Source organism: Sphingomonas sp. PAMC26645 (genome assembly GCF_004795835.1).
Taxonomy (GTDB): domain Bacteria; phylum Pseudomonadota; class Alphaproteobacteria; order Sphingomonadales; family Sphingomonadaceae; genus Sphingomonas.
The window spans coordinates 3,572,412-3,590,566 of sequence record NZ_CP039249.1; the positions used below are offsets into that span (position 1 = coordinate 3,572,412).

The window sequence follows — 18,155 nt, forward strand, 5'->3', positions numbered from 1 at the left end:
TCGTCCTCATGCAGCACCCTCGGGTTGCCAGAGTTCGATCGGGTTGCCTTCCGGATCGTGGATGCGGGCGAAACGGCCGAAGCCGGGCATGTCCCACTCGGGATTGGTGATCACCGCAATCCCGGCCGCGCGGAGCGTCGCGATCAGGCCGTCGAGGTCGTCGACGCGCAGGTTGAGCATCCAGGGGCGATCCGTAGGAAAATAGTCGGCATCGACAGCGAACGGCGCGAAGACGCTGGGTCCGGCCTGCGTTTCCCACGATCCATAGGGCACCGAGCCGACACCGAGATGCTCGACATACCAGGCGCGGATAGCCTCCGGGTCCTTTGCCCGGAAGAAGAAGCCGCCGATCCCTGTCACGCCCATAGCCGCCCCCTGATGTCGCCCCGCCAAAGCCGAGGCGATGATAGCAGACGGGGCATGGCGACACAGCCGACAGACCGGTCCGTTTCGGTTGCTCCATGGCATCAAGTATCCAAGCTACTCCCGGCACAGCGCCGGTAAGCAGCCTTGGACGTGACGCCGGTCCCAGCTTGTCAGCGCCTAGTAGGCGCGGCCGATCAGGATGCGTTCCACCGCGGGTTCGCCGGTGAAGATGCAGGCGCCGTCGTCACACCCGGTCTGGCCCATCGGCGCGTTGCGGATGGTGAGCTTGAGCGCCTTCAACCGCTCGACGACCTTGTCGAGTGCCGCCCCCGTCGGCTTCGACCAGCGGACGTCCACCCAGCCGGGGTTCTTCACGCCGTCGGCGAAATGCGCCTCGACCGCGGCGAAGTCGTTCGCGGGGACGATGTTGCCCTTCACGCGGTTCATCGACTCGACGTGGAGCGTCGCCTGCACTTCGGCCAGCATGCCCGAGACCTCGCCGACGAACGCGTCGCGCGGTGTGGCGACGCTGTCGAGCTTGCCGTCCTCACGGTAAAGCCGGTCGCGGCGGATCACGGTGACGTTGCCGCCCGCCATGTCGCGCCCGCCGACCTCGATCACGATCGGGGCGCCCTTCTTGACCCAGCCCCAGCGCTTGGTTGCGGCCTTGGCGGGCTTGAGGTCGAGCAACGCACGGACCGGCTCGCCGAGCGCGGACTGCTTGGCCAGTTCGGCCTGGAGCGACTTGCAATACTCGACGATCGCCGCGTCCTCGGGGACGTCGCGCAGCATCGGCACGATCACGACCTGCCAAGGGGCGATCATCGGCGGCACGCGCAGGCCGTCGTCGTCGCCGTGGACCATGATGACCGCGCCGATCATCCGCGTCGACACGCCCCAGCTGGTGGTGTTGCACAGCTCGAACTCGCCGCCCGCATTCTGGAAGCGGATGTTCTGCGCCGACGCGAAATTGGTGCCGAGGAAGTGCGAGGTGCCGGCTTGCAGAGCCTTACCGTCCTGCATCATCGCTTCGATCGAATAGGTCGCGACCGCGCCAGGGAAGCGCTCGTTCTCGGGCTTCTCGCCGGCGATGACGTGGACGCCGAGGCATTCCTCCGCGAAGTCGCGATAGACTTCGAGCATCTTGAGCGTCTCGTCACGCGCTTCGTCGGCGGTGGCGTGCGCGGTGTGGCCTTCCTGCCAGAGGAACTCGCTGGTGCGCAGGAACATGCGCGTGCGCATTTCCCAGCGGACGACGTTCGCCCATTGGTTGATCAGCACAGGCAGGTCGCGCCACGACTGGACCCAGCGTGCGAACGCGGCGCCGATGACCATCTCGGAGGTCGGGCGGACGACCAGCGGCTCCTCGAGCTTGGCGTCGGGATCGGGGATCAGGCGGCCATAGCCGTCGGCCTTTAGGCGGTGATGCGTGACCACGGCCATTTCCTTGGCGAAGCCGTCGACGTGCTCGGCCTCCTTCTCGAAATACGAGAGCGGGATGAAGAGCGGGAAATAGCAGTTTTCGTGGCCGGTCGCCTTGATCCGGTCGTCGAGCAGGCGCTGGATGCGCTCCCAGATGCCATAGCCCCAGGGGCGGATGACCATGCAGCCGCGGACGCCGGATTCCTCGGCGAGATCGGCCTCGGAGATGACGGCCTGGTACCAGGCGGAGAAATCCGCCTCGCGGGTGACGGGGAGTGCGCGCTTTATCATGGGGGAGCGGATAGCGGGTGCGAGGGGGTTCGTCACGTATGAGTTGCGGGGTGACGACGCGGCGGTGGTTTGCGTAGGGGTCGCGCATGCCCACCGACCGTATCCTTCCCGCCATCGGCATGCGGTTGCTGTCGGTCGTGATCTTCGCGCTGATGAATACCGCGATCAAGCTCGCCGAGCGGCATGGCGCGAGCGTGTCGGAGATCCTGTTCTTTCGGCAGTTCGGGGCGTGCCTGCTGGTGTCGGCGGTGATCGTCGCGGGGCCGGGTTTGCCGTCCGTCGCGACGAAACGCTTGCCCGCGCACATCGTCCGGGCGATCGTGGGGCTTTCGGCGATGGCATTTACCTTCAACGGGATCGTCGCGTTGCCGCTCGCGGAGGCGACGACGATCGGGTTCACGGTGCCGGTGTTCGCGACGATCCTGGGGGCGCTGGTGTTGCGCGAGCCGACCGGGTGGCATCGCTGGGCGGCGGTCGCGACAGGGTTCGCGGGCGTGTTGATCGTCGCGCAACCGGGGAGCGGCGATCACTTTCCGTTATGGGGTGCGGGGTGTGCGCTGGCGGGGGCGTTCGGGACGGCGAGCGTGTCGATCCTGTTGCGGCAGATCGGCAAGACCGAAAGTGCACTGACGACGGTGTTCTGGTTCTCGGCGCTGTCGTTGATCCCATTGTCGGTGTTCTATGGGAGGGCGGCGCAGTCGCATGATCTGGTCGCGTGGATTTGCCTGGCGAGCGTCGGGATCTTCGGCGGGCTGGCGCAGATCGCGATGACGACGTCGTTGCGGCTCGGGCCGGTGTCGGTGGTGGTGCCGATGGATTATTCGAGTCTGTTGTGGGCGACGTTGCTGGGGTGGCTGGTGTTCGACACGCTGCCGGCGGAGGCGACCTGGGTCGGGGCGCCGGTCATCGTGGCGAGCGGGTTGTATATCGTGTGGCGGGAGCATGTGCGGCGGCGGGAAGAGACTGAGCAGGCGATCGCTTGAGCCCACTCTGTCATTCCCGCGGAGGCGGGAACCCAGACTGGCTGGCCTATCGTCTGCATTACTGACGCTTGCCAGTATGGGTCCCCGCCTTCGCGAGGATGACGGTTCGGATTAGCGGACGCGGGCCGTTTCGAGCATCCGCTTGGCGCGGAGGTACATTTCGATCCGTTGCGTGGTGAACAGGCCTAGCGCCAACGCGACCAGCATGTCGGTGATGGCGAAGGCGTCGAGGTGGAGGGCGTGGCCGTCGCCAATCACGGCGCGCGCGCCGGTGCGGACTGCGACGATCGCGACGATGAACAGGAACGCTGCCGGGGAAGAGGTCGTGTTGAGTGCGTGGCTGTCGGGATCGATCGTGATCCGCATGAGCTTGCCGCGTTGCCAGCCGAGCGCGGCGCCCATGACCAGGGCCAGTGCACAGAACAGCCAGGCGAGGCCGTGCGGCGGGTACATCACGAACATATAGAGCGTGACCGCGGCGTAGATCGCGGGGAAGATCCAGAGGCGTTCGAGCTTGAGCGGCTTTACAATACTCATGCGGCGCCAGCGGACCGCGAAGACTATGCCGATGACGACCGCGGTGATCGCGTAGCTGATCCAGCCTTGTGCTTCGTGCGCCTGCACCACTTCCCCCCTAGGTCATAACCACATACCGGTGTAGTATGGCGATAAGACAGCAGGAGTAAAGTCCGTGTTCGATCTTACGCTCACCGCACGTCAACGCAGCTTGCGCCTGCGCCTTCTAGCCGAAAAGCGCCGCGGCGGTCCTCGCAAGCCCGACGAAGACGGCACCGCAGCAGCCCCGGCCACGCCCGATCCGACGCCGATGCCGTCGATGGGTGGTGCCGAGGCGCCGCTCGATTAGGCCCCTACTCCGCAGCCTGCGCCAGCGGGGCTGGGTCCTTCCAGACCAGCACCGGCTTCCGTGCCGCAAGCGTCTCGTCAAGGCGCGCGCGGGGGGCGAAGTGCGGGGCGGTCTTGAGGCTTGGGTCGCCGGCCTTGGCGCGTTCGGCGACCGAGCGGAGCGCGGCGATGAACTGGTCTAGCGCCGCCTTCGATTCGGTCTCGGTCGGCTCGACCAGCATCGCGCCGTGAACGACGAGCGGGAAGTACATCGTCATCGGGTGGAAGCCCTCGTCGATCAGGCCCTTCGCGATGTCGATCGTCGAGAAGCCGGCAGCTAGGCCGGTGTCCGAGAACAACGCCTCGTGCATGCACGGACCCGACGGGCCGAACGGTGCGTCGAGCGTGTCGTCGAGGCTGCGCAGGATGTAGTTCGCGTTGAGCACCGCGTCCTCGGACACCTGGCGCAGGCCGTCCGCGCCATGGCTGAGGATGTAGGTCAGCGCGCGCGTGAACATGCCCATCTGGCCGTGGAACGCGACCATGCGGCCGAAGCTGCCGGCATGGTGCTCGCCTGCGGTTTCCTCCTCGACCAAGACGAACTGGCCGTCCTGGTTCTCGACGAACGGGAGCGGTGCGTAGGGGGTCAAAGCCTCCGAGAACACCACCGGACCCGAACCCGGACCGCCGCCACCGTGCGGCGTAGAGAAGGTCTTGTGGAGGTTAATGTGCATCGCGTCGATGCCGAGATCGCCGGGGCGGACGCGACCGACGATCGCGTTGAAGTTCGCGCCGTCACAATAGACGAAGCCGCCCGCCGCGTGCACCGCGTCGGAAATCTCGCGCATGTCGCGCTCGAACAGTCCACACGTGTTGGGGTTGGTGATCATCACGCCGGCGACGTCGGGGCCGAGCCGGGCCTTCAGCGCGGCGGTGTCGACGCGGCCTTCGGCGGTGGCGGGGATATCCTCGACGCTATAGCCGGCGAAGGCTGCGGTGGCGGGGTTCGTGCCGTGTGCGCTCTCGGGGACGAGGATGATTTTCCGCGCGCCTTCGCCCTTGGCTTCGAGTGCGGCGCGGATCGCTAGGATGCCGCAGAGCTCGCCGTGTGCGCCCGCCTTCGGGCTCATCGCGACCGAGGTCATGCCGGTGAGCGTGACGAGCCAGTGCGCGAGCTGGTGGATGACTTCCAGCGCGCCCTGCACGGTGTCGACCGGCTGGAGCGGGTGGACGTCGGAGAACCCGGGGAGCCGCGCCATCTTCTCGTTGAGGCGGGGGTTGTGCTTCATCGTGCACGAGCCCAGCGGGAAGAAGCCGAGGTCGATGCCGTAGTTCTGGCGTGAGAGGCGGGTGTAGTGGCGGACGGTTTCCGGTTCGGAGAGACCGGGGAGGCCGATCGGCGCCTTGCGCGTGAGGTTCCCCAAGCGGCTTAGCCCTCTCCCCTCCGGGGAGAGGGTTGGGTGAGGGGTCGTACCGGGCGCAGCATCGCTGGGCTGCCCCTCACCCCGGCCCTCTCCCCGGCGGGGAGAGGGAGCAGCGAAATCTACGCCGGTGGTGTGCGTATCGCCGATCTCGAAGATCAGCGCTTCTTCCAGCATCAGCGCCTTGTTGCCGGTTACCGATGCGGGGACGGTACCCGTATTCTGCTCGGGCGAGGTCGGGCGCCAGCCGCTTTGGTTGATGCTCATGCCAGTATCTCCTGGAGTGCGGACGCAAGCGTTTCGACGTCCTCCGCGGTGGTCGTTTCCGTCACGGCGACGACGAGGCCGTTCGCGAGTGCGTCCTGCCCGGGGTACAAACGCCCGAGCGATACGCCGGCGAGGATGCCGCGATCGGCGAGCGTGCGGACTACGGGGCGGGCTTCGACGGGCAACTTCAGCGTGAACTCGTTGAAAAAGCTCTCGTTGACGAGTTCGACGCCGGGGATCTGCGACAGGCGCTCGGCGGCGGAGACTGCGCCTGCGTGGTTGACCTCGGCCAACTGGCGCAGGCCGGCTTCACCGAGCAGCGTCATGTGGATCGAGAACGCCAGCGCGCAGAGGCCAGAGTTGGTGCAGATGTTCGACGTCGCCTTCTCGCGGCGGATGTGCTGCTCGCGCGTCGACAAGGTCAGCACGAAGCCGCGGCGACCGTCCGCGTCGACGGTCTCACCGCAGAGACGGCCGGGCATCTGGCGGACGTATTTGTCCTTGCAGCCGAACAGGCCAACATAAGGCCCGCCGAACTGAAGGCCGACGCCGAGCGACTGGCCTTCGCCGACGACGATGTCGGCGTCCATCTCGCCGGGCGAGGTGATCGCGCCCATCGCGACGGGCTCGGTGACCACCGCGATCAACAGCGCCTTCTTGGCGTGGCATGCATCCGCGAGCGGGCGCAGGTCGGCGATGCGGCCGAGGATGTCGGGGTACTGGACGACGACGCATGACGTATCGTCGTCGATCTTGGCGATCAGCTGGTCGAGGTCCATGTCGGCGACCAGTTCGGGCGCAGTCGTGTCGAGCACGTCGCCGGTGAACTTGGCCATCGTGTTGGCGACCGAAACGTAATGCGGGTGGAGACCCGACGACAGGATCGCCCTGCCCCGCTTGGTGATGCGACGCGCCATCACGATCGCTTCCCAGCACGCGGTCGAGCCGTCGTACATCGAGGCGTTGGCGACGTCAGTGCCGAGCAGCCGCGCGACCTGCGTCTGGAACTCGAACAGCATCTGCAGCGTGCCCTGCGCAATTTCGGGCTGGTACGGCGTGTAGGCGGTGAGGAACTCGCCGCGCTGGATCAGGTGATCGACCGACGCGGGAACGTGATGCTTGTACGCGCCGCAGCCGAGGAAGAACGGCGCTTCGCCGGCGGTGAGGTTCTTCTTGGCGAGCGCCGACATGTGGCGTTCGACCGCCATTTCGGAGGCGTGCATCGGCAGGTCGCGAACCGGGCCGTCCAGGCGCGCGGCTTCGGGGACGTCGACGAACAGGTCGTCGATCGTCGAGGCGCCGATGACGGCGAGCATCGCCTCGCGGTCGGGCTGGGTCAGGGGAAGGTAGCGCATTCTAGTCTCCTCCCCTCCCGTTCACGGGAGGGGTCGGGGGAGGGAATGAGACGGGGAACGACTGTATTAGCCCCTCCCCCGACCCCTCCCGCAAGCGGGAGGGGAGCAGTGACTTAAAGCCCTTCGACGAAGGCTGCGTAGGCGGCTTCGTCCATCAGGCTGTCGAGTTCGCTCGGGTCGCTGAGCGTCAGCTTGAAGAACCAGCCCGCCGTTTCGGCATCCGAGTTCACCAGGCTGGAGTCATCGGTCAAAGCCGCGTTGCCCTCGGTGACGGTGCCCGAGACCGGGGAGTACACGTCCGAGGCGGCCTTTACCGACTCGACGACCGCGGCCTCGTCGCCCTTGCTCAGCGTCTTGCCGGTTTCGGGAACGTCTACGAACACGACGTCGCCGAGCTGGCTCTGCGCGTATTCGGAGATGCCGACGGTGCCGACATCGCCGTCGACGTCGACCCATTCATGATCCTGCGTGAAGTAACGGCTCATATCACTTGGCTCCTGCGCGGACGTAGCGGTGGGGAATGAAGGGCATCGCGGTGACGGTGGCGGTGTGGACCTTGCCGCGTTGCGCGATCTCGATGCGGGTGCCGGGGGCGGCGAGCGCAAGCGGCACATAGGCCATCGCGATCGGCTTCCCGAGGGTTGGTGCGAAACCACCGCTGGTAAGGCGGCCGATCGTCGCGCCGGTGTCGTCGATTACCTCGGCACCCTCGCGTGCGGGCTGGCGACCCTCGACGATCAGGCCGACGCGCTTGGTGGCGGGGCCGTGCTCGCGTTGGGTGAGGATACGCTCGGCGCCGGGGAAATCGGCGGCCTCGCGGCGGCGCTTCGACAGCGCGAAACCGAGGTCGGCCATGACCGGCGTGATCTCGGGATCGAGGTCGTGGCCGTAGAGCGGCAGGCCGGCTTCGAGACGCAGCGAGTCGCGCGCGCCGAGGCCCATCGGCTTGATCTCTGGAAGGGCGAGCAGCGCGTCGGCGAACGCGACGGCGTGTTCGGCGGGGAGCGAGATCTCGACGCCATCCTCACCGGTGTAACCCGAGCGGCTGATCCAGAGCGGGACGTCGTTCCAATAGAACGCGCCGGCGGTCATGAATACGAGGCCGTCGACGCCGGGGACGATCCGCGCGACTGCCTCGACCGCCTTGGGGCCCTGCACCGCGAGCAGCGCCTGGTCTTCGAGAATGTTGATCGTGACGTCGTCGGGGAGATGCTCGATCAGATAGCTGATGTCGTCGTATTTGGTCGCGCCGTTGACGACGACGTAGAAGCTGCCGCTTGCGGTCGGCGACGGGTGGAGCGGGTCGTACGCCTCGGGCTCGACGTCCTGCGCGGAGAACGGCAAGGGCTGATCGTCGAGGAGGCGCGTGGCCATTAGGTCGTCGAGGATGCCGCCGTCCTGCGCGAGCAGCAGCGAATAGCGCATCTTGCCCTCGCCCAAGCCGGCGATATCGCCCGGCAGGACGGTTTCGAGCGCATGCGCGACGCCCTCGCCGGAGAAGACGAGCTGGCCCATGTGGCTGACATCGAACAGGCCGGCTGAGTCGCGCGTCCAGGCGTGTTCGGCCATGATGCCTTCATACTGGATCGGCATCTCGTAGCCGGCGAACTCTACCATCCGAGCGCCTTGGGCGCGGTGCCATGCGTCGAGCGGCAAGGGCAGGATCTCGGGCTCGACGTAATCGTCGGCCTGATCGATGATGCTGGCGTAATCGCGCAGTTCTGGGTCGCTCATGGTCGTCTCCGTCGAAGGGGCGCGCGGCACCAATGGGTGCAACGATCCGAACCCCCTCTGTCACGGGACCTGAGAGCTTTCGCGCGAACAATGTCCAGCGCTTACCCCTTCGGTGGCCCTCGGCGCGGACGCCAGGACGCTTTCCAGAGTGTCGATCAGCCCCGCGCGGTCTCTGGTGCCTGAGAGATTCCGGGGTGGTTGCTCCTTCGGCGGTTCCATCAGCCCTGAAAGGACCGGAAACGCTCTCCCGCGCGGTGCCATGCCGGTTGCCCGACATCGACGCCGCAAGTTGTGACGCGGCGCACAATCTTAGTCAATCGAGGGTTTGGGTTCTTCGCCAACTTCTTGTTCTCCCGCGGAGGCGGGAGCCCAGGGTTACATACGGTATCGTTTGTGGTCCTAGGCCCCCGCCTCGGCGGGGGAACTAGAAAGGATGTAGCCTGACAATATAGTTCTCCGGCGCCGCCTCTCGTTCGGGCAGTTGCCGGACAGCAAAGAATGACATCTGAGTCTTCCAGCAAAGCGGCCTCCTGAACGCGCAGCCGCCATCCGAACCTAGGATGCGTAGCAAGTTCGACAATAGAGACTTCCGCCGGAAGCTCATCAAAGCCGCTCATAAAGTGCGGCGAGCAAACCCTCCAGCAGGAGATGATGCAGCGGCGGACCGACGTGCTCGCCGGTGAGCAGCGTCGCGAGCCACCCTTGCTCGCATCGACCGTCGCGCCTCAGTCGCGGCCACAGGTCGAGCGACCCACCCCAACGTGCGTCCATGGCCTTAGCGATGCCAGGCAGGTTCGCCTCGCCGATCCTATTCAGCAGACCAAGCCCGTCCAGGGCTTGAAGATAGACCTCCCGCCTGTCGTCAGGATGCGTCGCCCCGCAATCGTTCAGCACCGACTCGCTCTGTCGCGCGAGCTCGAGAAGGGTTGCCATGACCCATGGCTCGCGGCCCTCGAACACAGGCGTCGTGTCGGGCGGGCAGATGCCGGGCGACGCCGCGATATAGCGCTTGCGACGGTCCGCTGGTTCGAGCGTGGACAAGCGCAGCGGCACGCCATGGTCCGGGCACACCATCACGGATGGAAGCTGATGCACACGGCGCCACCATAGATCGTCATTGCGGGCGAGCATCGCGGCGCAACATGCGGAGCAGAAGCGCGGCCGACCAGGCGGTGGAACCGTAAACCATTGGCCACCTAGAATCTCCTGCGGCCGACGACCCTCCCCCGCCATGGCACGGGCGGCGACCCGGGCGAGGCCCGGCCCAGCGTAATGCGCGTAGTATGGGAAGAGCGTCCACTCGCGGGTGGCCTCGCCATCATCACACGACCCGAACACGCCGGACGCGGTCACGCGATCCAAGCCTACCGGCAGATCATCGAACACGGGAAGATCGGCGCCGAAGAGCGCGACGTGGAGGAGGCGCGGACGCGGCGAGCCTAGATAGCGCGAGGCTCGGGCCATCACCGAATAGAGCGTCTCGTCGGCACGCGGTCGGGTGAGCACCTCCCCGGCAGCTATCACGCCGCCATCCTAGCACGGTCACGCAGCGACGCGATCGCGCCACGAACCGTCGGCAGCCAGCTCATCGGCAGACCCGCCGCGCGTAGCACCTCGCAAGCACGCAGGTCGCCCGTCCTGACCGCCTCAGCCACCTGCCACTTGAGCCGTCGACGCCGGAAACCATCTGTCTCCTCCACCACATTGCGGAGAACCTCGACCGTCCGGGGCAGCTTCATCCTGCGCTTGGATACCCAGTCGCGCTTCGCAATGCGCCGTTCAACCTCGGCGAAGGTCACCCGCACCGGCGGAAGCTCGGCGACCACCACCTGCGCCGCCTGACGGGCCGAGCGCGCCAGACGCGTGTCGATCGAGAACCAGTTCCGTTTCGGGCGGACCCGACGCCTGACTCGCGTCGTCTTCGCGGTCTCGGCGACGATACCCTTCGCCGGGGTCACGGCTCCGGACGGCTTGGCGTTCCACGGCACGGTCACGCCAGCGATCGCCGCTTCCCGCATAAGGGTCTTTGGGTCCAACCCCAGAGCACGCGCCGTGCCACGCAAGGTGCCACCCCGCTCGATGGCGCTACGCAGCGCGGGGGCGAGCAGCTGACCGAAGCGGCGGAACCGGGGTTCGCCGACCGTGCCGTCCGGCTGGCGCGCGACCGTGTAGAGGTAGCCGCACGCGCACGCGAAGTCGCCGTAGAGGGTGCCCCGGTCACGACGGATCACGACGTCGTCGATCACCTCGCTGCCATGGTGGTCGGCTGCGGGGTTGCGGCACGGCCACGGGCCGGCGCCGAAGGGCCGGTCAACACGGCCGCCCCCAACCCCGTCCAACATCGCCGACAGCATCAGGTGATGCAGCGGGTGGGCCCCGCGACGGCCAGTCCTTACAATCGCGGCGAGCCAGGAGCGTTCGCGATCGTCACCCAGATCCAGACCCGGGATCAAGTCGGGCACCCCGCCCCATCGGGCCAAAAAGGCGTCGAACAGCGCGGGGTGGTCGACCTTGCGCGCGGAGCGCATCAGCCCGGCGTCGGAGAGGCGGGTGCGATACGCCTCGCCGCGATCCGCATGGTCCATTGCCGCAGACGGCGCGTCCAGCAGCGCCGTCGCAAGCCTCGCCAGTTCGACGAGGCGAACCATGTCTTCATAGAAAACCGAACCGATGGCTACGTCGGCATCCGGACGACAGACCAGCCGTGAAGCGGCGACGAACGAATGCCGGTTGCCATCACCGGGGTCGACATCGCTGATCCGCAGGACCGTGCCATGGACGGAGCAGACCAGGACGCCGGGAAGCTGATGGTCACGCCGCCACCAGGCATCACCGAAGTCGGCCTTCATCGCATCCAGGCAGTCAGGACAGAACCGCAGCCGCTCCGGCGGGCGGACCTTGAACGTGGCCAGACCCAGCTTCGTGTAAATTCCGCAAACATCGCCCCGCATCGCTTCACGGACCTGCGACCTAACCTCGATGGGCATGAACGCCGTGTGGAACGGGAACAGCGTCGCATCGTCGATCAGCCGGTCGACGGCAGCGTCACGGGCATGGTCCGGCTGGTCGCGCACGAGTGTGGCGAGATGGCCAGGAAGACCCACCCCCGCGATCGCCCAGCGCCGACCAAGCAGCTCCCGCATGAACGGACCCGCTTCGGGCGCCTGCAGGTAGCGTCCGCAGCGCGCCACCACGCTGTAGAGCAGTTCCTGCTCGCGGCGGTCAGGCAGGTGACACAGCATCGCGCGTCAGGCAGCCGCCGCGATGCCGCCGCCGGCGTCTGAGATCGCGCCGGGCACGTTCTCGCCGGCGGCATGCGCCCGTGCCGCCACCTGCCGAAGGTCGCCGTCGACATAGGTCGCCGCGACTTCGTCAGGAGTCAGCGGCCTGGACCTCTTCTTCGTGCCGACCGCCTGCATGCCGGTCAGGATGTCATCGACCTTGGCAAAATAGGCGGGCATGTTGCGGTTGTCCGGCGGCCCCAACGCTTCCGAAGCCTGACGCATGACATCCGCGATGGTCGCCTCGTCGAGCTTGCGCCACTCCAGGTTCTCGCGGACGATCGCGGCGTTCTGGCCGACGTGCGCCGGCCCGCTCCTGCCCGGCCCGTCAGCGTCGGCATCGATCCCGGCCAGGGGACCGTCGGCCTCGCGCAGCGACTTCCAGAACGCACGCTGCATCGGCACGATGTCCTCGAACTTGGCAATCTCGCCGGGCTTGCCGCCCTTTAGCGCCTCGAGCAGCTTGCGCATGGGAGCGAGGTGCTTCGCCGCCACCTCGCGAATCACCTTTTCGGTGATGATCTCAGGCTCATCGCCCCCGCTTGCCTTGTTGTCGTCAATGACGCGGACCTGCACCGCAATCCACAGCTTCACCACCAGATCGACCACACCCTGCGTCTCGTCGTGCAGGGCGTCGATTAGCGCATCGTCGAGCGGGGTCGGCACGCCCGTCCACTGGTAACCCCACAGCTCGCGCACGAACTTGCGCCACTGGCCGTCCGTGCGTTCGAACCGCGGCCACTCCGCCGATGCCAGACCGATGGCCCGGCGACCCATGCGACCGGTCCGCTCGAACCGCTCCGCCGCCGACATGGTGCCCACGAATAGCACCGGCACGCCGATCTTGTTGATCAGCGTGGTGAGGAACGTCATCAGCAGATGCTCCTCGTCGCCCGCCTTGCCGAGGTGCTGGATCTCGTCGACGACGAGCAGCCCGATCGAGTGGCGGTTGGCCACCACGACCATGTGGCTCATCATCGATTCCTCCGACGCGTTCTCGCCACCGAAGAGCGTCTTGTAGGTCGTCTGGCCCAGCAGTCCGTCGACCTCCATGAAGAAGTCGGCGCACAACGCCCGAATGGAGCCGCGCGGCGGGCACGCCAGCTTCAGCCAGACGATCTGGACCTCCCCGTCGTCGTGCCGCACGACCTGCGGATATCGGCCGAGGACACGGTCCAGCGTCAGCGTCTTGCCCATGCCGGGCAGACCGATCAGGCACGAGCTGTCTGCCTTCCTGATGACGACCGGCGATCCAGGGGAGAGCAGGTCCCCGGCCTCAAGCGCCGTGGCGACATCGTGCTGCCTCGCCTCGTGCGACCGGTTAGACCCGTCGCGCCCGAAATACCCTTCGCGCAGGACGGCGTCCACGCCGCGCGCGAACTCGGCCTGCCTCGCGCCCGCCCGGAAGAACCGGGTCAGGCGCAGGATCTTCAGGTATCGGTCCTCGTGCGGCAGAGCGCGCTCATCCTCGTCGCGGCTCGGCAGCGAATTGAGCGCCAGCACCCAGTCGTGCAGCGACAACGGGCGAGGCAGTGCGTCGATATATCGGTTGCCGGCATAGTCGTCGGTCATCGGCTGATCCTCACGGCAGATAGTCGTTCATGCGGTTGTCGCGGTCATTGGAGGAGGGCGCCGCGCCGCCGTCCAACGCCTTGCCCAAGGGCTCGACGTCGTTCGCGGCCACAGAGGTCGTCGGGAGGCCAGTGCCACGGCGGCTCCGCTCGCGATCGCGCTCGATCACCTTGTTGGACTTGTGGCCCTGAGCCTGGCTCGCCGTCAGAGGGCTCTTGCGCTCGCTCGTCGCGGAGGCATTGGTTCCGCCAAGGTTGCTCGACAGTCGTGCCAGCCCAACGAACCGGTCCTGCTGCCGATTCGCGGTGTCGACGTCATCCGCCTTCTTGAGCGCCGTGGCATCGTCGAACGACACGTCGGCATAGGCGACGGACCTGTCGGTCAGTTCGAGCACGACGAAGTCGGCTCCGTCGTCACCGGGCTCGTGCAGGTAGATGTTGGTGGTGCGCAGAGGATGGTAGGACACGCGGGCCGCCTTCACGCCATCCTGGCGCGCCCGGTCGAAGACCTTCCACTGCTCGCGGCCGGCCGGCTTGTAGTAGAGGTTGCGATACCGGTAGCCCATCGGCGTAACGGTTGCGTTCGCGACGGGCAGCAGCGCGAACTCCACCATCGACACCGACGCGCGGGTCAGTTCGTCCATGCCCCGGTCAATGCACCAGTCCCACAGCATGACCGGGATGGCAGGAACGCTCTCGGCGATCATCTCGCGCGTGCGCGGATAGTCCACCAGCTTGTTGTGGTTATTGAGGAAGATCGCGACCTCGATCACGCAGGCCGTCACCTCATTGAGGTTGAGGATGGCGTCGCGACGGTAGTCGGCGTCACCCCGCTCCCGCACCTGCTTCTCGATCATGCCGTCGAGCTTCGTGCGAAGGAGCCGGTGGAACTGGTCGAACTTCTTCTCGGTCGAACCCTTCTGGTCACCGCGGTAGGGGGCCGCGACCTCGACGGTGACGGTCGACTTCGACACGAACTCGGTGGCGTCGAAGCCCTCGAATTCGCCACGGTCAGCCATGTACCGCGCGGGGTTCAGGCCCTGCACCGGCCACTGATCCGCCTCGATATCAACGCCGTAGCGGACACAGAAGTCGACCTTGTCCTCAACGACGTTGCGAACCGCCAGTCCGGCTGCCAGCCACGAGGCGTTCTCGAAGCCGACGTAGATCCCGCAGATCATCTTCGATAGGACGTCGGTGACTTGGTAGAAAGTCGGCCGGCTGACCGGCACCGTTCGGTTGATCTCCGACACACAGCCGATGTCGAGCGGCGTCGAGTCGATCTCGAACCTGCTGCCGACGCCCATCAGGCCCGCAACGGCGGTGCCGACTATCCCGCGCATGTCCTTATCGTATTTCGATCCGCCCGCGCGCTTCCGCCGGATGCCCAGGATGTCGGGATGCTTGTCATACCAGTAGCGGAACTGGCGAAACGACGGATAGCCCGACTGGGCGAACTCGATCTTGGGGAACCACTGCTTCTTGCCCGTGGCCGGATCGACCACCTCATCGACGAAGAAGTCGGTCATGGTTAGTTCGTATGCGCCCTTCAGGCTGTTCTTCCGGTTGCCGACGTAGAAACGGTCGAGGCCCTTCTGGAAAATCTTCTCCATCTGTTTGGTCACGTTCACGCCCAGGGGCTTGCCCTCGGCGGGACGCCGCCCGAGCTTCGTGTCGCCGGGCGTTCGGTCGCCGCGACCGCACCTGGAAAAGGAGGGCGTCAGCGCGTTCTCGCTCATACCGAACCGCCAATAACGGTCGAAGGCGCTGTGCACCGTCTTAGCCGACGCCACGCCTTCACGTTCCAGATCCGCGACGGCACGGCCGCGGACCCGGTTGTCGAAGATGTCGGGCACCCGTTCCAGTAACGGCTGCAGCAAGCCGAACAGCTTGCGGCGGCGCTTGATCTGAGCATCCGTCAGCTTGGCGGGATTCGGGTGGCGGTCGAAGGCATGGTCGAGAAGCAGCTCGGCACCCGCCCTGATCTCATCCACCACCTCGGCGCGCGGCCTGCGGACGAGCCGAGTGTCGGGCGCGTCCAGGTCGAACAGCACGACGTCATCGCCCTCGGTCCAGACCACCCGAAAATGGCGGGGCTCCTCACTACTGTATCGGATCACGTCGCGACCAACCAACATTACGCTGCCTCCGAACGCGCAGCGGCAACTACGAAATCCGAGGCCGGTCGTGACAGCTCGAACTTGCGATCCATGTCGAACGCCAACGCGCGACGGGCGCACAGCAGCCGCACGCAGGTGGTGAAGTCGCGGCGGGCGAGCGTGCCGTCGGAATCCAGCTTGCGGGCGATGACGTCGAGCGTGCGGCCGCCGCCGCCGGCGATCGCCTCGTGCACGATCCCACACAACGTGCGCCAGTGGCCCATCGATCGATCGGGGTCGGGCCGCACGCCGAGCATGAACTCGATGTTCACCTTGCGCACCTTCGACAGATGCTGGTCGGTCAGGAGGAACCAGTCGACGCCCTGCTCGGCCCAGTAGCGACGCTCCAGCTCCAGCTTCTGCAGCGTGCGACCGATCTTCACCCGCTCCCGGCGATTGCGCGCGGCGCCCAAGTCGATCGCCGACTTCTCCTTGATGGCACGCGCAAGCCTGACGGCCTTGCCGTCCTCACGCCTGGTAACGACCAGATCGGTGGTCACGACGATCGGCTCGCGCGGCCTGCCGTCGGCAGGATGGCTGATCCGCATCTCCGCGGCGATCCGCAACGTGTCCTCGATGGGAAGCGGATATTGTTCCTGGATGTCCTGGACCGCGGGATCCCACTGGAAGTCGCGGTACGCCGCCGTCTCCCAGTCTGAAAGCGTGTGGATGACCCTGCCTCCACTTGCAATTCGGCTTGAGCGGCCGTGCGATGCGACATCATGGACGAACAGCCAGGGAGTGTAGTCGACACCTTCGCCACGGCCACGGCCCTGCCGGGCGCGGTTCTCCATCACGGCACGCGTCTGCGTGCGGTTCCTCTTCTGCATGTCAGTGCTTTCGATTCAGTAGCGACCGGTGCGCGATTCGGAGACCATCATCGCCAAACGGCGTTAAGGTCCGGTTCGCAACCGCACCGCACGAGCGCTTAGCGGCGGATCGCCGCCGCCAAGCGAGGCCACCTTGGTGGCTCGCACATCGATCTCGCTTCGAAGAACATCCGGATCGCATTGCATAAACCTTGACATTGTGTCAAGGTTTAATGTTGGGTCTAATCGGCGGGGGTCAAGTCCTGCTCACGCACCAGCTGCCCAACGGCCTTCGCACTCGAGTGCCGGGCATCCCGCTTCGGTCCGACGGTCACAATAGTGGGCCCTCCTGGTCGCACGACGCCGAGATCCGCCGATGGCGCTTCCCGGTCCATGTCTGGCTCGTCGCTGTCGAGCCTTGACCTTGCCCGGCCGACCATGGTCCGTATCCGTCCACGCAATTCCTGCAGCGCCTCGGTCTTGCGATCGAGTTCCGCCATCGCCTCAGCCTCTGCTTCGGGATTCTCCCGCTGCGCTTTGTCCATCATGCACACGAGCTGCGCGATCACCGGCGTCGGAAATCCGACATCCTGGGCCAACGCGATCGTGCGCATACGACGAACATCGGCATTGCCGTACGAGCGATAGCCGCTGTCGCGCCGCTCTGGCGCGGGAATGAGGCCCTGCTTCTCGAAATAACGGATCATCCGTTCCGAGAGGCCACTTGCCTTGGCTGCCTGACCGATGTTCACGCGACTTACATAGTGAAGAAGGTGCAGCAGATCAAAGCCGTGTCAGTTGAATGAAGGTGGCCTTGAGGAAAAGGTCGCCGTCGCGACGGAGACTAACATGGGCAAGGCGATCACCGAGGCATCCTGGATCGGCAAGGCGGCATACGAGATCATCCAGATCCAGGGCAGTAACGGGCGCCAGGCCAACGCCACCGCTCGCGACCTCGCCAACGGCCTGCTCGACTACGGCATTGACATCGGCCGCATCGACCCGCGCGACTACGTGCGCCAGCACTTAGGCGGTGACAAAGGCACCTCCGCGCTTGACGCCACACTCGGCGAAGGCAAGGCCATCACCACCAAGATCCACGTCAGCCACTACGACGACGATGGCCTCGAACTCCACGTCGACGGCGCCAACGGGCTGTTCGGCGACCGCTCGATCTCTTGGGACTTCGCCAACGGGATCGTCGAGGCCCATAACGGCCGCAGCTGGGACAACGGGCGCGGCTACACGGTCCGTCCGGTCGACGGCCAAGTCGTCGTGACTATGCCCGCGACCGTCGTCCGCCATGCGGTGACCTTCGCCCTGCCCCGTGCTCAGGCCGTTGCATTCGGCAACGCCTGCCTGAAGGCCGCGACAGAGAAGACAGGTGTCGATGTCGGCACCGTCGACGCCCGCTGGGGCGCTGAACCGACCAGCCTGGTCGTGCGCACACACATTGCGGAGAAGCTCCGCCTTGCCGCTTGACCGCCCTTGCGGCCGACCGACGAGAACGCCTCAGCGGCGGCTTGTTGCGCTAGAAGACGATCAAGCAACCGATCAGCGCGCCATCTCGCTGAGACACGGACGTCCGGAAATTTCTATTGTCCGGTTGTCCCGCTACTGGAAATTTTCATTGTCACCGGGAGGACTTCATTG

The 18,155-nt window shown here is 66.1% G+C and carries 16 protein-coding genes and 1 riboswitch; of the genes, 3 read left to right on the forward strand and 13 right to left on the reverse strand.

All coding sequences use genetic code 11. The features are described from left to right. Positions 1 to 6 precede the first annotated feature (6 nt). Both E5673_RS16435 and E5673_RS16440 read right to left on the reverse strand, forming a co-directional pair. The gene (locus E5673_RS16435) at positions 7 to 366 is read right to left on the reverse strand and encodes a VOC family protein (protein ID WP_056057352.1); all 360 of its coding nucleotides are present in this window, start codon (positions 364 to 366) and stop codon (positions 7 to 9) included. Between the two features lie 177 nt (positions 367 to 543). Beyond that, a complete protein-coding gene (locus tag E5673_RS16440; protein WP_136190829.1) occupies positions 544 to 2,079 on the reverse strand; it encodes an aminoacyl--tRNA ligase-related protein in 1,536 nt (511 codons plus the stop codon). Positions 2,080 to 2,165: 86 nt separating this feature from the next. On the opposite strand from E5673_RS16440, the gene E5673_RS16445 reads away from it, so the two are divergent. Continuing rightward, positions 2,166 to 3,062: a DMT family transporter gene (locus E5673_RS16445; RefSeq protein WP_136190830.1), complete on the forward strand. Its 897-nt coding sequence runs from the start codon at positions 2,166 to 2,168 to the stop codon at positions 3,060 to 3,062. Between the two features lie 111 nt (positions 3,063 to 3,173). On the opposite strand, the gene E5673_RS16450 is transcribed toward E5673_RS16445, so the two are convergent. Further along, complete coding sequence (locus tag E5673_RS16450) at positions 3,174 to 3,686, reverse strand: CcdC protein domain-containing protein (RefSeq protein ID WP_136190831.1); 513 nt, start codon at positions 3,684 to 3,686, stop codon at positions 3,174 to 3,176. 67 nt (positions 3,687 to 3,753) lie between these two features. Here E5673_RS16450 and E5673_RS19775 point away from each other — a divergent pair, with 67 nt between their 5' ends. Then, complete coding sequence (locus tag E5673_RS19775; protein WP_168711657.1) at positions 3,754 to 3,927, forward strand: hypothetical protein; 174 nt, start codon at positions 3,754 to 3,756, stop codon at positions 3,925 to 3,927. Positions 3,928 to 3,931: 4 nt separating this feature from the next. Here E5673_RS19775 and gcvPB read toward each other — a convergent pair whose 3' ends face one another. From gcvPB to E5673_RS16500, 10 genes are all read right to left on the reverse strand, one after another. Next, positions 3,932 to 5,593: an aminomethyl-transferring glycine dehydrogenase subunit GcvPB gene (gene gcvPB / locus E5673_RS16455; RefSeq protein ID WP_136190832.1), complete on the reverse strand. Its 1,662-nt coding sequence runs from the start codon at positions 5,591 to 5,593 to the stop codon at positions 3,932 to 3,934. Then, positions 5,590 to 6,948 carry an aminomethyl-transferring glycine dehydrogenase subunit GcvPA gene (gene gcvPA, locus E5673_RS16460; protein WP_136190833.1) on the reverse strand — a complete coding sequence of 453 codons (1,359 nt, stop codon included), beginning with the start codon at positions 6,946 to 6,948 and terminating at the stop codon, positions 5,590 to 5,592. The genes gcvPB and gcvPA overlap by 4 nt, the downstream gene beginning before the upstream one ends. Before the next feature lie 113 nt (positions 6,949 to 7,061). Then, a complete protein-coding gene (gene gcvH, locus E5673_RS16465; RefSeq protein ID WP_136190834.1) occupies positions 7,062 to 7,433 on the reverse strand; it encodes a glycine cleavage system protein GcvH in 372 nt (123 codons plus the stop codon). 1 nt (position 7,434) lies between these two features. Beyond that, a complete protein-coding gene (gene gcvT, locus E5673_RS16470; RefSeq protein ID WP_136190835.1) occupies positions 7,435 to 8,682 on the reverse strand; it encodes a glycine cleavage system aminomethyltransferase GcvT in 1,248 nt (415 codons plus the stop codon). Positions 8,683 to 8,838: 156 nt separating this feature from the next. Further along, positions 8,839 to 8,942: riboswitch (glycine riboswitch) on the reverse strand. Positions 8,943 to 9,285: 343 nt separating this feature from the next. Continuing rightward, positions 9,286 to 10,206, reverse strand: a complete 921-nt coding sequence (locus tag E5673_RS16475) for a TniQ family protein (protein ID WP_136190836.1) — start codon at positions 10,204 to 10,206, stop codon at positions 9,286 to 9,288. Continuing rightward, positions 10,203 to 11,924 carry a TnsD family Tn7-like transposition protein gene (locus E5673_RS16480; protein WP_136190837.1) on the reverse strand — a complete coding sequence of 574 codons (1,722 nt, stop codon included), beginning with the start codon at positions 11,922 to 11,924 and terminating at the stop codon, positions 10,203 to 10,205. Before E5673_RS16480 ends, E5673_RS16475 begins: the two co-directional genes overlap by 4 nt. Before the next feature lie 6 nt (positions 11,925 to 11,930). Beyond that, on the reverse strand, positions 11,931 to 13,535 hold the full coding sequence (locus E5673_RS16485) for an ATP-binding protein (protein WP_136190838.1): 1,605 nt from the start codon (positions 13,533 to 13,535) through the stop codon (positions 11,931 to 11,933). A 10-nt stretch (positions 13,536 to 13,545) separates the two neighbouring features. Beyond that, on the reverse strand, positions 13,546 to 15,774 hold the full coding sequence (locus E5673_RS16490; protein ID WP_136190839.1) for a hypothetical protein: 2,229 nt from the start codon (positions 15,772 to 15,774) through the stop codon (positions 13,546 to 13,548). Further along, positions 15,672 to 16,523 carry a TnsA endonuclease N-terminal domain-containing protein gene (locus tag E5673_RS16495; RefSeq protein ID WP_136190840.1) on the reverse strand — a complete coding sequence of 284 codons (852 nt, stop codon included), beginning with the start codon at positions 16,521 to 16,523 and terminating at the stop codon, positions 15,672 to 15,674. The genes E5673_RS16490 and E5673_RS16495 overlap by 103 nt, the downstream gene beginning before the upstream one ends. A 221-nt stretch (positions 16,524 to 16,744) precedes the next feature. Further along, positions 16,745 to 17,254, reverse strand: a complete 510-nt coding sequence (locus tag E5673_RS16500) for a MerR family DNA-binding transcriptional regulator (RefSeq protein WP_136190841.1) — start codon at positions 17,252 to 17,254, stop codon at positions 16,745 to 16,747. Positions 17,255 to 17,351: 97 nt separating this feature from the next. Here E5673_RS16500 and E5673_RS16505 point away from each other — a divergent pair, with 97 nt between their 5' ends. Then, the gene (locus E5673_RS16505; protein ID WP_136190842.1) at positions 17,352 to 17,984 is read left to right on the forward strand and encodes a hypothetical protein; all 633 of its coding nucleotides are present in this window, start codon (positions 17,352 to 17,354) and stop codon (positions 17,982 to 17,984) included. The last annotated feature ends 171 nt before the right edge of the window (positions 17,985 to 18,155 follow it).